The 12,726-nt window shown below is 64.6% G+C and carries 11 protein-coding genes; 5 read left to right on the top strand and 6 right to left on the bottom strand.

Annotated features, from left to right (window positions below):
• Positions 1 to 10 precede the first annotated feature (10 nt).
• Positions 11 to 1,042, bottom strand: coding sequence for a class 1 fructose-bisphosphatase (locus tag ACE10Z_RS29400; RefSeq protein WP_375789950.1), 1,032 nt, complete (start codon positions 1,040 to 1,042; stop codon positions 11 to 13).
• Between the two features lie 155 nt (positions 1,043 to 1,197).
• Here ACE10Z_RS29400 and ACE10Z_RS29405 point away from each other — a divergent pair, with 155 nt between their 5' ends.
• Both ACE10Z_RS29405 and ACE10Z_RS29410 read left to right on the top strand, forming a co-directional pair.
• Positions 1,198 to 2,124 carry a LysR family transcriptional regulator gene (locus ACE10Z_RS29405; RefSeq protein WP_212310929.1) on the top strand — a complete coding sequence of 309 codons (927 nt, stop codon included), beginning with the start codon at positions 1,198 to 1,200 and terminating at the stop codon, positions 2,122 to 2,124.
• A 157-nt stretch (positions 2,125 to 2,281) separates the two neighbouring features.
• Complete coding sequence (locus ACE10Z_RS29410; RefSeq protein WP_375783883.1) at positions 2,282 to 3,979, top strand: ATP-binding protein; 1,698 nt, start codon at positions 2,282 to 2,284, stop codon at positions 3,977 to 3,979.
• Positions 3,980 to 4,001: 22 nt separating this feature from the next.
• Here ACE10Z_RS29410 and ACE10Z_RS29415 read toward each other — a convergent pair whose 3' ends face one another.
• Together ACE10Z_RS29415 and ACE10Z_RS29420 are read right to left on the bottom strand one after the other, a co-directional pair.
• A complete protein-coding gene (locus ACE10Z_RS29415; RefSeq protein ID WP_375783884.1) occupies positions 4,002 to 4,424 on the bottom strand; it encodes a hypothetical protein in 423 nt (140 codons plus the stop codon).
• On the bottom strand, positions 4,424 to 5,134 hold the full coding sequence (locus tag ACE10Z_RS29420) for a TetR/AcrR family transcriptional regulator (protein ID WP_375783885.1): 711 nt from the start codon (positions 5,132 to 5,134) through the stop codon (positions 4,424 to 4,426). Before ACE10Z_RS29420 ends, ACE10Z_RS29415 begins: the two co-directional genes overlap by 1 nt.
• A gap of 156 nt (positions 5,135 to 5,290) precedes the next feature.
• Here ACE10Z_RS29420 and ACE10Z_RS29425 point away from each other — a divergent pair, with 156 nt between their 5' ends.
• The gene (locus tag ACE10Z_RS29425) at positions 5,291 to 6,478 is read left to right on the top strand and encodes an HlyD family secretion protein (protein ID WP_375783886.1); all 1,188 of its coding nucleotides are present in this window, start codon (positions 5,291 to 5,293) and stop codon (positions 6,476 to 6,478) included.
• Between the two features lie 8 nt (positions 6,479 to 6,486).
• Positions 6,487 to 8,100, top strand: a complete 1,614-nt coding sequence (locus ACE10Z_RS29430) for a DHA2 family efflux MFS transporter permease subunit (RefSeq protein ID WP_375783887.1) — start codon at positions 6,487 to 6,489, stop codon at positions 8,098 to 8,100.
• Between the two features lie 35 nt (positions 8,101 to 8,135).
• On the opposite strand, the gene ACE10Z_RS29435 is transcribed toward ACE10Z_RS29430, so the two are convergent.
• The 3 genes from ACE10Z_RS29435 to ACE10Z_RS29445 all read right to left on the bottom strand — a co-directional run bounded on the left by ACE10Z_RS29435 (position 8,136) and on the right by ACE10Z_RS29445 (position 11,252).
• On the bottom strand, positions 8,136 to 9,779 hold the full coding sequence (locus ACE10Z_RS29435) for a benzoate-CoA ligase family protein (RefSeq protein WP_375783888.1): 1,644 nt from the start codon (positions 9,777 to 9,779) through the stop codon (positions 8,136 to 8,138).
• 159 nt (positions 9,780 to 9,938) lie between these two features.
• On the bottom strand, positions 9,939 to 10,754 hold the full coding sequence (locus ACE10Z_RS29440; protein WP_375783889.1) for an alpha/beta hydrolase: 816 nt from the start codon (positions 10,752 to 10,754) through the stop codon (positions 9,939 to 9,941).
• A gap of 3 nt (positions 10,755 to 10,757) precedes the next feature.
• Complete coding sequence (locus ACE10Z_RS29445; protein WP_375783890.1) at positions 10,758 to 11,252, bottom strand: MarR family winged helix-turn-helix transcriptional regulator; 495 nt, start codon at positions 11,250 to 11,252, stop codon at positions 10,758 to 10,760.
• 293 nt (positions 11,253 to 11,545) lie between these two features.
• Here ACE10Z_RS29445 and ACE10Z_RS29450 point away from each other — a divergent pair, with 293 nt between their 5' ends.
• On the top strand, positions 11,546 to 12,712 hold the full coding sequence (locus ACE10Z_RS29450) for an ABC transporter substrate-binding protein (RefSeq protein WP_375783891.1): 1,167 nt from the start codon (positions 11,546 to 11,548) through the stop codon (positions 12,710 to 12,712).
• Positions 12,713 to 12,726 lie beyond the last annotated feature (14 nt).

Here is a 12,726-nt window from a genome sequence, read left to right on the forward strand (position 1 = left end):
CGCTCCCCCCTCAGCGGAACAGGCCGCGCCGCGCGAACAGCGGGGCATCGCTGCTCTCGAACAACGGCTCGACGGTCAGGTGGATCGCATCGACATCGCGCACGGCGCGCGCCGATCCCATGATCAGCGGCACGCGCTGATGCGGCGTGCGTGCCGAGAGTTCGAGAATGCGCGACCGGCCACTGGACGCGGCGCCGCCCGCCCACTCCATGATCAGCGCGATGGGATGCGCCTCGTACAGCAGGCGCAGCCGGCCTTCGCGGTAGCCCTGGCGCGCATCCGCAGGATACAGGAACACGCCGCCGCGCATCAGGATACGGTAGGCCTCGGCCACCAGCGAGCCGATCCAGCGCATGTTGAAATCCTGGCCGCGCTCGCCGTTCACGCCGGCAAGGCAGTCGTCGATGTAGTTGCGCACCGGACCGCTCCAGTGCCGCCGGTTCGAGGCGTTGATGGCGAACTCCGACGCATCCTGCGGCACCCGCAGGTCGCGCGCGGTCAGGACGAACGCGCCGGTTCGCGGATCCAGCGTGAAGCAGTCGACGCACTGGTCGAGCGCCAGCACCAGCACGGTCTGCGGACCGTAGATGAAGCAGCCTGCGGCACATTGCGCCGTGCCGGGCTCGAAGAAGGTCGAGAGAATGTCGTTTCCCTTCGGCCGGATCGAGAAGATCGTCCCGATCGAGATGTTGTTTTCGAGATTGGCCGATCCATCGAGCGGATCGATCGCGACGCAGAGCGGCGCGTCGGGATCGAGCGTCTCCGGCAGTTCGACCTCCTCCGAGACAACGGCGGCGACCGGCGCGGTGCGCAACGCGTCGCGCATCAGGCCGTCGGCGACGATGTCGATGGTCTTCTGGCGATCGCCGTCGGGATTGATGCCGCCGCTCTCGCCACCGATGCCGGCGAGCGGGCCGGCGGCGATGATGCGCGAGAGCTCGATCGCGGCGCCGGCGAGGGCCTCGATCACCGCAACGGTCGCGGCGCGCAACGGGTTGTGCTGCGTCGGCCACTCCAGATGGGTATGCAATGCAGGACGAATCTCCACCGGCCTCTCCCTTTGATCGCGCCCTCTGTCCCGAGGTGTCGAGAGGCGACCGCAGGGGAGTCGCCTTCGGCCTATCAACGCGCGAATTGCCCAATTAGGGAAATTTCATTATCTTGGGTCTGGGCAAAGTATTTCTTATGGAGCTTGTGATGGCCGGTAACTTCGCGCGCGACCTCACCATCCGCCAGCTGCGCGCGCTGTCCGCCGTGCACGCGGCCCGCTCGATCACGTCGGCGGCCAACCAGCTGAACCTGACGCAGCCGGCGGTGACGCTGCAGCTGCGCAACCTGCAGGCGCTCGCGGGATTGCCGCTGATCCAGCGCACCGGCGACGGCATGGCGCTGACCGATGCCGGCGCGCATGTGCTGGCGCTCATCGAGCGGATCGAGGCGGCGCTGAAGGATTGCGAGCAGTCGCTCGACATGATCGCGGGCCGCAGCGGCGGCCGCGTCGCGATGGGCGCAGTCTCGACCGCGAAATACTTCGTGCCGTTCGCGATCGCGGCGTTCTCGCGCCGCTTTCCCAAGATCGAGGTCACACTCAGGATCGGTAACCGCGAGGAGATCCGCGACGCGCTGCGCGGCTACGATCTCGACATCGCGGTGATGGGCCGGCCGCCGGCCGATGTCGAAGTCGAGATGAAGCCGCTTGGCCGGCATCCGCACTTCATCATCGCCGCACCCGATCACCGGCTGGCGCGGCGGCGGCACGTCGCGACATCGGAGCTCGCCAATGAAACCTTCATCACCCGCGAGCAGGGATCCGGCACGCGGATGCTGATGCAGCAATATTTCGAGCGGGTCGGACTGGAGCCAAAGCTCGGCATGGCCATGGACAGCAACGAGACCATCAAGCAGGCGGTGATGGCCGGGCTCGGCATCGCCTTCATTTCCCAGCACACCGTGTTCCATGAGCTGGAGGATGGCCGGCTGGTGGTGCTCAAGGTGAAGGGCCTGCCGATCGTCCGGCAATGGCACGCAATCAGGCGCACCGACAAGATCCTGCTGCCGCCCGCGCAGGCCATGCTGGACTTCCTGGGCAAGGAGGGCTGGCGCTATCTGCCGAATTCACGCTAACGCCACAACGTTGTGACACCCGTTCGATCGAAAAAATCGAGTTAACGCCGTATGTTAAGCATTGAAGTTCCCGCGAACGCGTGCCACATCTTAATTGCGGTCACGCGCGGGCCGTATCCCTGCGAGGGAGGATGAACTGCAGAACCAGTCCCCGCCGATGCCTGACTTCAAGGCGTTATTCGAGGCGGCGCCCGGCCTCTATCTGGTGCTGACGCAGCCTGACTTCCGCATCGTGGCAGTAAGCGACGCCTATCTGCGCGCCACCAAAACCGAGCGCGCCGCGATCCTTGGGCGCGGGCTGTTCGAAGCATTTCCCGATAATCCGGACGACCCAGCCGCCGACGGGGTGCGCAACCTGCGCGCCTCGCTCGAACGCGTGGTCCAGTTCCGCCGCCCCGATACCATGTCGGTGCAGAAATACGATATCCGCAAGCCGGAGTCAGAGGGCGGCGGATTCGAGGAGCGCTACTGGAGCCCGCGCAATACGCCGGTGTTCGGGCCGAGCGGACAGTTCAGCTACATCATCCATCGGGTGGAAGACGTCACCGGCTTCATTCAGCTGAAGCAGCGCGGCGCCGAGCAGGACAAGCTGACCGACCGGCTGCGCGAGCGCACCGAGCAAATGGAAGCCGAAATCTTCATGCGCGCCCGCGAGGTCGAGGCCGCGCGGGAGCAACTCGAGGCCGAGCAGAAGCTGCGCCAGGTGCAGAAGATGGAGGCCGTCGGGCACCTCACCGGCGGCATCGCCCACGACTTCAACAACATCCTGACCGTCATCACCGGCCTGATCGACATCCTCGCCGAGGCCGTGGAACACGACGCCGCGCTGTCGTCGGTGACAAAAATGATCAGCGATGCCGCCTTTCGCGGCGCCGAGGTGACCAAGCATTTGCTGGCCTTCTCGCGGCAGCAGCCGCTGCAACCGCGTGAAGCCAACCTCAACACGCTGGTGCAGGACACCGCGCGGCTGCTGCGCCCGTCGCTCGGCGAGCAGATCGAGATCGATACCGCGCTCGAGCCTGACGCCTGGCCGGCCTTCATCGACCCCAACCACATGGCGACCGCGCTGCTCAATCTCGCCGTCAATGCCCGCGATGCGATGCCCGACGGCGGCAAGCTGATGCTGGAGACCAGCAACGTCATCCTCGACGAGGTCTATGCCGCCGCCAACCTCGATGTGCGGGCGGGTGAATATGTGATGGTCGCGGTCAGCGACACCGGCGGTGGAATCCCCGAGACGATCCGCGAAAAAGTGTTCGAGCCGTTCTTCACCACCAAGGATACCGGCAAGGGCACCGGCCTCGGGCTCAGCATGGTTTACGGCTTCATCAAGCAGTCCGACGGGCATCTCAAGATTTATTCCGAAGAGGGCCACGGCACATCGATCAAGCTCTATCTGCCGCGCAGCATGGGCGACATGGTCGACGTCGAACCGCCTCCTCCGGTCGACATGCGCGGTGGCCACGAATCCATCCTGGTCGTCGAGGACGATCCGCTGGTCCGCAATTACGTCAGCGCCCAGCTCGAGCAGCTTGGCTACCGCACCATGGTCACCGCCAACGGCCCGGAAGCATTGGCTGCGGTCGAGAACGGCTTCGTCTGCGACGTGTTGTTCACCGACGTCATCATGTCCGGCGGCATGAACGGCCGGCAGGTGGCCGATGCCGTGATCGCCAAGCTGCCCTCGGTGCGCGTGCTGTTCACCTCGGGCTATACCGAGGACGCGATCATCCATCACGGCCGTCTCGACCCGGACGTCACGCTATTGCCCAAGCCCTATCGCAAGGCCGATCTCGCCCGCATGATCCGGCAGGTGCTGACGCAGCCTCCCGCATCGGCGGTGGCGGCCAAGTAACGCGGTTTGTAACGCGCGTTGCTCAGGGACCAAAGCTCAAGCGGCTCTGGATCTTCCAGGCGCCGCCGAGCAGGCTCAGCACATAGAGGGAATCGTAGACCCCGATGACCGATCCGTCCTCGCGGTAGCGCGTATAGCGGACGGCGTAATGTGCCTTCGCCGGCGAGGACTGCACGAGCCTGGTTTCGTTCCAGGCGCTGTGATGCCAGCCGTCCTGTTTGCGCAGCCGCTCGAACAGGTCCATCGGATTGTTGCCGGGCTGCTGATAGACCGTGACCGTGCCGCCGGCGATCCGCACATGCGGGAAGTGCATCAGTGCGTCCATGGCCGAGGCGTCATAGCGATTGAGCGCGGCCATCCAGCGCATCAGCACATCCTCGCACTTGACCTGGTCGTCGCGCGAGATCTGCGCCTCGATAGTATAGGTCGCGGCCGGCTCCGGCATTACGCGCCTCCATTCTGCTTGCTGGCCCCGTCGGCCGGCACGGCGCATCCGGACAGGAACAGCGCAGCACAGGCCTTGGCGCGCGCTTCGATCTCGCTGTGCGCCGGCACCGGCTTGTGGCCGAACATGACGTCGCGCTGCGGCTTGAACACGAACATGCCGAGCAGCATGCCGGCTGCGGCTTCGGTGTCATCGAGCACGATCCGCCCTCGCCGCTGCTGGACGCCCAGCCAATTCGTCAGCGCGGCGATCGAGCGCTGCATGGCCTTTTCGTAGAACGTCTCGGCGATGTCAGGGAATTTGTCGCTCTCGGCCAGGATGATCCGTTGCAGCGCGATGACCTCGGCATCGAGAATGAGTTCGGCGCATGTCAGCAATGCGGCCTCCAGGGCCGCCGCAACGTTGCGGCCATCGCAGGCGCCGAGATTCACGATGGACACGAACCGCTCGACCCGGTCGGTCACCATGCCTTCGAACAGCGCCAGCTTGGTCGGGATCAAACGATAGAGCGTCTTGGTGGAAACGCCGGCGCGGCAGGCCACGTCGGCGATGCTGGCCGCGGCGAAGCCGCGCTCCGAGAATTCACGCCGCGCCGCCTCATAGATCAGTCCGCGTGTTTCGTCGTCGGAACGAAGCTGTGGCCGCCCGCGGCCGCGCCGTTCCGGCGCCTGCGCGGTCTGCTCTGTCTGGTCTTTGTCGTTCCGGTTCATCCGCGAGCCATGCTTTTAGATGATGACTGTCATTCTATTGACAGTCCCAATATGGGCTCTATTTTGGAAAACATCAAGTTTCCTAATTATCCTGGGCCACCGAAATCCAAATTCGCACGGTTTGCCAAAGGGATATAGCAATCAGGAGCGCCTGCCATGAGCCAGCATGAAACGTCCTTCAAGGCCGAGAGCCAGGTTCCGGCCGAGACCGCCAAGCAGTTGATCGCAAATCCGGAGGCGGCCAAGCCGCCCGCAGCCAAGGGCAAGCTTCGGCGCCTGCTCATGACCGGCGCGGCACTCGCCCTGCTCGCCGGTGGCGCCTGGTACGGCTGGGATTACTGGACGGTCGGCCGCTTTCAGGTCTCGACCGACGACGCCTATGTGAAGGCCGACAACACCACGATCGCACCGAAGGTGTCGGGCTATCTCAGCGCGGTGCTGGTCGGCGACAATGAACATGTACGCGCCGGCCAGATCCTGGCGCGGATCGACGAGCGCGATTTCAAGGTCGCGCTTGATCAGTCGAAGGCTGACGTCGCTGCTGCCGAAGCCGCGATCACCAGCAAGCGCGCCCAGCTCGACGTGCAGCACTCGGTGATCGAGGCGGCGCGCGCGACGCTTGCGGTAGACACCGCAACGCAGACATTCGCCGAGCAAGAGAACAAGCGCTACACCGACCTCGCCGGCACCGGCTACGGCAGCGTGCAGAACGCGCAGCAGGCGCAGTCGCGCTACGCCAGCGCGCAGGCCGCCATCACCCGAGACACCGCAAACCTCGCCTCCGCAGAACGCCAGGTCGAACTGCTCAAGGCCGAGATCGCCCAGGCGGTCGCGGCGTTGGGACGGGCTACCGCCCTGCAAAATCAAGCCGAGCTCAATCTCGGCTACACCACCATCACCGCGCCGATCGACGGCGTCGTCGGCAACCGCACGCTGCGTACCGGCCAGTTCGTCCAGGCCGGCACGCAATTGATGTCACTGGTGCCGGCCACCGGCGCCTATGTGATCGCGAATTACAAGGAGACGCAGCTCACCAATGTCCGCAAGGGCCAGCCGGTCGAGATCGAGGTCGACATGTTCCCCGGTCAGGTCGTGCGCGGTCATGTCGACAGCCTCGCGCCCGCCAGCGGCCAGGAGTTCGCGCTGCTGCCGCCGGACAACGCCACCGGCAACTTCACCAAGGTGGTGCAGCGTATCCCGGTGAAGATCGTGCTCGACGCAACCAATGTCGACCTGCGGCCGGGCATGTCGGTGATCCCCTCCATCGCCACGCTGTCGCATCCCGCTGAGGAAACTCCGCGCTCCAGCGCCTCGCCCAAGCTCGCTGTCGCCTCCTTCAAATAGGTGATGTCATGTCCGACCTCGCGCTCTCCTCCCCGGCTGCTGCGCCCCGCGCAGTAGCCGCAGCAGTCGACCCCAACCGCGCCAGCATGGCCGTCTGGATCTCCATCGTCGCCGCGATGATCGGCGCCTTCATGGCGATCCTCAACATCCAGATCACCAACGCCTCGCTGCTCAACATCGAGGGCGGCATCGGCACCGGCGTCGACAACGGCTCCTGGATCTCCACGTCCTATCTGATCGGCGAGATCGTGGTGATCCCGCTGACCGACTTTCTCAGCCGGGTGTTCTCGTTCCGCAAGATCATCATTGGCTTCGCCACCCTGTTTGCGATCTTCTCGGTCGCCTGTGCCTTCACCCACGACCTGCCCTCGATGATCGCTATGCGCGGCCTGCAGGGCTTCTTCGGCGGCGTGCTGATCCCGATGGCCTTCACGCTGGTGTTCACCAAGCTGCCGAAGGTGCAACAGCCGATCGGCCTCGCGATGTTCGCGCTCGCCGTGACGTTTGCCCCGGCGATCGGCCCGACCATCGGCGGCTACCTGACCGAGAACTACGGCTGGCAGACCATCTTCTTCGTCAACGTGGTTCCGACCGCGGTGATGGTCATCACCCTTTCTTTCACCCTGGAACGCCAGCCGATGCAACTGCATCTGCTGCGCGAGGGCGACTGGCTCGGCATCATCACGATGGCGATCGGCCTCTCGTCGCTGCAGGCTGTGCTCGAGGAAGGCAACAAGGACGACTGGTTCGGCTCGCCCTTCATCGTCAAGCTTGCGGTGATCGCCGCCGTCAGCCTGACCCTGTTCGTCTGGATCGAGCTCGTGGTCGAGAAACCGTTGCTCCGGCTGCGCCTCCTGACCCAACGGAGCTTCGGCTTCGGTACCATCTCGGCCGTGTTCGTCGGCTTCGCGCTGTTCGGTTCGGTCTACCTGCTGCCCGCCTATCTCGGCCAGGTGCAGCGCTACAATGCCGAGCAGATCGGCCAGGTGCTGGCCTGGACCGGCCTGCCGCAGCTGGTCCTGATCCCGCTGGTGCCGAAGCTGATGCAGCGCTTCGACGCGCGCTTCATCGCCTTCACCGGCATGATCCTGTTCGCGGTCTCATCCTTCATGAACATACAGATGTCGCTCGATTACTCAGGCGACCAGTTCTTCGTCCCGAATATCGTCCGTGCGGTCGGCCAGGCGATCATGCTGGCACCGCTGTCGGCCGTCAGCCTCGGCAGCGTTGCGCCGCAGGATGCGCCGGCGGCCTCCGGTATCTCCAACATGATGCGTAACCTCGGCGGCGCGATCGGCACGGCATTGCTCGGGACCATCGTCACCAAGCGCGAGCAGTTCCACTCCAACATCATCGGCCAGTCCGTGCATCTGGGCCGCGAGGAGGTGCGTACCCGGATCGCCGAGGTCACCAACTACTTCCTCAGCCACGGCATCTCGGACCCCGCGACCGCACACAGCCAGGCGATCGTGGCGATCGGCAATATTGTGAAGCGCCAGGCGCTGGTGCTCGGATTCAGCGACGCCTTCGCGGTGATCGGCGTGGTGCTGGTGCTTGCCGCGATCGCGATCGTGCTGACCGGCAAGCCCAAGAACACTGCCGGCGGCGGCGCGGCGCATTGATCTCTCGGGTGGCGGCCGCAGGCCGTCGCCCTCCCCTAACTCGCCTCGCGCAGCTTGAAGCGCTGGATCTTTCCGGTCTGGGTCTTCGGCAACGCTTCGACAAACGAGATCGCGCGGGGATATTTGTACGGCGCGATCGTCGCCTTGACGTGATCCTGCAACAGCTTGACCTCGGCCTCGTCGTTGCGCGCGCCCTGCTTCAGCACGATGAAAGCCGAGACGATCTGTCCGCGCTCCTCGTCAGGCGCGCCGATCACCGCGCATTCCGAGACATCGGGATGTCCGAGCAGCGCCGCCTCGACCTCGGGACCGGCGATGTTGTAGCCCGCCGAGATGATCATGTCGTCGGCGCGCGCCACGAATGACAGCCTGCCATTCTCATCGCTGACGAAGGCATCGCCGGTGATGTTCCAGCCGTCGCGGACATACTTGGTCTGCCGGGAGTCGGCGAGATAGCGGCAGCCGGTCGGGCCGCGAACCGCCAGCTTGCCGACCTGGCCCGCCGGCAGCTCGTTCATGTCCTCGTCGACGATCTTCGCCTGGTAGCCGGTGACAGGCGTGCCCGTGGTGCCCGCGACGGCGCTGCCGGTGCGGTTGGTGATGAAGATGTGCAGCAGCTCGGTGCTGCCGATGCCGTCGAGGATCGGCTTGCCGGTCTTTTTGGTCCAGCTCTCGAACACCGGCGCCGGCAGCGTCTCGCCGGCCGAGACCGCGAGCCGCAGTGACGACAGATCGGCACCCTTGTCCATCGCGGCCATCATCGCCCGATAGGCGGTCGGCGCGGTGAAGCAGATCGTCGCCTTGTAGGTCTCGATGATCCGGATCATCTCGCTCGGCGCCGCATTCTCCAGCAGCGTCGCGGTGGCGCCATAACGCAGCGGAAAGATCGCGAGCCCACCAAGGCCAAACGTAAACGCGAGCGGCGGCGAGCCGACGAACACGTCGTCCGGCGTCACATTGAGCACTTCTTTGGCATAGCCGTCCGCGACGATCAGGAGATCGCGGTGGAAGTGCATCGTCGCCTTGGGTTCACCGGTCGTGCCCGACGTGAAGCCGAGCAATGCGACGTCGTCGCGGCCGGTCTTCACCGCGTCGAACTTGACCGGCTTGTTCAGCGCAATCCGGTCGAGCTCGGCATCGTGGTTCTGCGTGCCGTCGAAATTGACGACCTGCTTGAGGAATTTGCTGGTCTTGGCGCAGGCCACCAGTTCATCCGCGATGCGGCTGTCGGTCAGCGCCAGCGCAATCTCGGCCTTGTCGACGATCTTGGCGAGTTCGCCGGCGCGCAGCATCGGCATGGTGTTGACGACGACGGCGCCGGCCTTGGTGGCCGCGAGCCAGGCTGCGACCAGCGCCGGATTGTTGCCCGAGCGGATCAGGACGCGATTGCCGGGCTTGACGCCGTAATTCTCCACCAGCGCATGCGCCAGGCGGTTCGACCAGTCGGTCAATTCCTTGTAGGTGCGCTGGCGGCCGTTGCCGATCAGCGCGATGCGATCGCCCATCCCCTGCTCGACGATGCGGTCGGTCAGCTCGACCGCGGCGTTGAGATAATCGGGATAGCTGAATTCGGGCCGGTCGAGCAGCAGCTGCGGCCATTGCGCTGACGGCGGCAGGTTGCGCCGCGCGAAATCGTCGACATGCCCGGATGGGCCGAGCCCGGGAAATTCATCTGACATTCGATTGCCCCTCGCTTTCCATCAAGAAAGGCCAAGATCAACATCGAGAAGACCAGTATCGAGGACGCCCGGCAGCGTTCCGATCGCCAATCATTTTATACTTAAAATAATTTGGCGCAAGGGTGGAAATCGCGTGGACATGGCGCGGTCCTGCGAACCTCAGATCTGCGTGAGCTGCTTCAGCCGTGCGACCATCTCCGACTCCGGGTCGGCGAGCGGTGCGATCGCGGTGAAATGATTGGCATTGGGCACAGTGCCGAACCGTGTCGCTACGCCGGCCTTGCCCCAGACTTCGGCGATGGTCCGGCTCTGCCGGTGATACTCGGCGCTCTCTTCGCCGCCAACCACTGCATCGAGCGTTGCGCCTGCGGGCGCTTTCCAGAGCAGCGGGCTCGCCGCCCTTGCTGCGTCGCGGTCAAGGCCAAGCGCCTTGTTGATGGAGGTACCGACCAGCGGCTCGAGCTCGAACAGGCCGGAGATCGCGTAAGCAGCCCTGACCAGATCCGTCGGCAGCGACGCATCGTAGGCCGGCCAATCGGTCGCGAGCATGCATGCGGCAAGATGCCCGCCCGCGGAATGCCCCGACATGACCAGCGGCCGGCCGAGCTTCGCCAGTTCGCGTGACGCCGCGCGCATCTGGCCGATGATGTCGGCGACCGTGACGTTGGGGCAGAGGTCGTAACTCGGCACCGCAACGCTGATGCCGTGACCATTGAGGCCCCGTGCGCAGTGGCTCGATGACGATCCATCGAGCGCCTGCCAATAGCCGCCATGGATGAAGACGACGAGCGGCCTGTCGCTGTTACCCTCGAAGAGATCGATGACGTTGCGGCTGCCCGGTCCATAGGTCAGGCGACGCGGCGGATGCTGCTCGCGATAGGCCGCGGAGTCCCTCGCCCAGCCGGCCATCAGCGCCGGGTTTTCCGGCACCCGGGCCCGGTTGTTGTATTCGACCTCGTAATCGATCTCGCTCACGGCTCAAGCGGTCCTCGCCTTGGCGGAGCGCTGGGCCGAGCCCTTGGCCTTGGCAAGCAACCGCATCAGTTCGCGGATATCCTTCGGCGACAGGTCGCCGAAGATATCGGCGATCCATTTCTCGTGCTCGGCCGCCATCTTGCGGAATTCGGCGCGGCCGAGCCTGGTCAGCCGGATGAACTGCACGCGGCGGTCGGTCTCCGAGGTGCGGCGATCGAGATGGCCGGACTCGACCAGCCGCTCGACCAGCCCGGTGACGTTGCCATTCGACACCATCATCCGCTTCGACAGGTCCGACAGCGTCATGCCGTCGGACACCTTGTCGAGCTGGGCCATCAGGTCGAAGCGCGGCAGCGTGACATCGAACTTCTCGCGCAATTGGCTGCGCACCTCGCCTTCGATCAGCGTGGTGCAGGTCAAGAGACGCAGCCACAGCCTGAGCTCGGTGCCGTGATCGTCGGGCAGTTCGACGGCTTTGGTTTCGGAATCGAGGTTCATGCGGCGATCGTGCCTCCGCGCCGGGTTTCGGTCGGATCGATTGCTTTGAGCTTCAAGCAATTCGCGCTGCCCCGCAAGGACAATTGCGAATCCTGCCTGAAACTCCCGGCCGACCCGGCAATTTCTTTAAACTTCAAGCAATTGGCGCGGCGCTTGCATGTGCAACACTTGCACGGTGCGCGGCGATCGCCCTGACGCATTGCCACATCGCTTGCAGCGGTCGCGCGCGTCAGACTAAGCTGGGGCCAATGAGGCTGAGACAAAGGCAGCAAGCCGGTGGTTGGGGGAGAGATATGAAACAATTGACGAAGCTCGTTGGACTGGCGGCGCTGCTGGGTATCGCAGTAACCCCCGCGACCGCGCAGGAGAAGATCAAGATCGGCGTGCTGGTGACGACTTCGGGACCAGCTGCAGCGCTTGGCCAGCAGGTCCGCGACGGCTTTGCGCTCGCGGTCAAGGATCTCGGCGGCAAGATGGCCGGCCGCGATGTCGAGATCGTCAACGCCGACGACGAGCTCAAGCCCGACGCTGCCGTCGTCAAGGTGCGCGGCCTGCTCGAGCGCGACAAGGTCGATTTCGTGGTCGGCCCGATCTTCTCCAACATCCTGCAGGCGATCCACCGCCCGGTCACCGAGAGCAAGACCTTCCTGATCAGCCCGAATGCCGGTCCCTCCAGCTACGCCGGCAAGGAGTGCAACCCGTTCTTCTACGTGACGTCGTACCAGAACGATCAAGTGCACGAGGTCCTCGGCAAGGTGGCGCAGGACCGCGGCTACAAGCGCGTCTACCTCTTGGTGCCGAACTATCAGGCCGGCCGCGACTCCGTCGCCGGCTTCAAGCTCGACTACAAGGGCGAGATATCAGAGGAATCCTACACGCCGCTGAACACGCTGGATTTCCAGCCCGAGCTCTCCAAGATCGCCTCGCTGAAGCCGGACGCGCTGTTCACCTTCATGCCGGGCGGCATGGGCGTCAACCTCGTGAAGCAGTACAAGCAGGCCGGCGCGACCGTGCCGGTGCTCTCCGCCTTCACTGTCGACGAATCCACCCTGCCCGCGCAGCAGGACGCTGCCGTCGGCATGTTCGGCGGTGCGAACTGGGCGCCTGATCTCGACAATCCCCAGAGCAAGAAGTTCGTCGCGGCCTATGAGGCGGCCTACAAGGGCGTGCCTGGCACCTACGCCATGCAGGCCTATGACGCAGCGCTGTTGATCGACAGCGCGGTCAAGGCCGTGAAGGGCGACCTCTCCAACAAGGACGCGGTCGGGGCCGCGCTGAGGAAGGCCGACTTCACCTCGCTGCGCGGTAACTTCAAGTTCAACAACAACGGCTATCCGATCCAGGATTTCTACCTCACCAAGGTCGCGAAGCGGCCAGACGGCAAGTTCCAGACCGAGATCGTCGAGAAGGTGTTCTCGAATTATGGCGACCGCTACGCCAAGGACTGCGCCGCCAAATAGCTCACAAGAGGACG

Origin of the sequence: Bradyrhizobium sp. Pha-3 (assembly GCF_042258615.1) — a bacterium.
In the GTDB taxonomy this organism is placed as follows: domain Bacteria; phylum Pseudomonadota; class Alphaproteobacteria; order Rhizobiales; family Xanthobacteraceae; genus Bradyrhizobium.

What these genes read in the sequence shown, in the direction of transcription:
- ACE10Z_RS29445 (WP_375783890.1), bottom strand. Translation starts at nt 11,252, where the DNA reads ATGAACCTCGATTCCGAAACCAAAGCCGTCGAACTGCCCGACGATCAC.
- ACE10Z_RS29405 (WP_212310929.1), top strand. Translation starts at nt 1,198, where the DNA reads ATGGCCGGTAACTTCGCGCGCGACCTCACCATCCGCCAGCTGCGCGCG.
- ACE10Z_RS29450 (WP_375783891.1), top strand. Translation starts at nt 11,546, where the DNA reads ATGAAACAATTGACGAAGCTCGTTGGACTGGCGGCGCTGCTGGGTATC.
- ACE10Z_RS29415 (WP_375783884.1), bottom strand. Translation starts at nt 4,424, where the DNA reads ATGCCGGAGCCGGCCGCGACCTATACTATCGAGGCGCAGATCTCGCGC.
- ACE10Z_RS29435 (WP_375783888.1), bottom strand. Translation starts at nt 9,779, where the DNA reads ATGTCAGATGAATTTCCCGGGCTCGGCCCATCCGGGCATGTCGACGAT.
- ACE10Z_RS29420 (WP_375783885.1), bottom strand. Translation starts at nt 5,134, where the DNA reads ATGAACCGGAACGACAAAGACCAGACAGAGCAGACCGCGCAGGCGCCG.
- ACE10Z_RS29410 (WP_375783883.1), top strand. Translation starts at nt 2,282, where the DNA reads ATGCCTGACTTCAAGGCGTTATTCGAGGCGGCGCCCGGCCTCTATCTG.
- ACE10Z_RS29430 (WP_375783887.1), top strand. Translation starts at nt 6,487, where the DNA reads ATGTCCGACCTCGCGCTCTCCTCCCCGGCTGCTGCGCCCCGCGCAGTA.
- ACE10Z_RS29425 (WP_375783886.1), top strand. Translation starts at nt 5,291, where the DNA reads ATGAGCCAGCATGAAACGTCCTTCAAGGCCGAGAGCCAGGTTCCGGCC.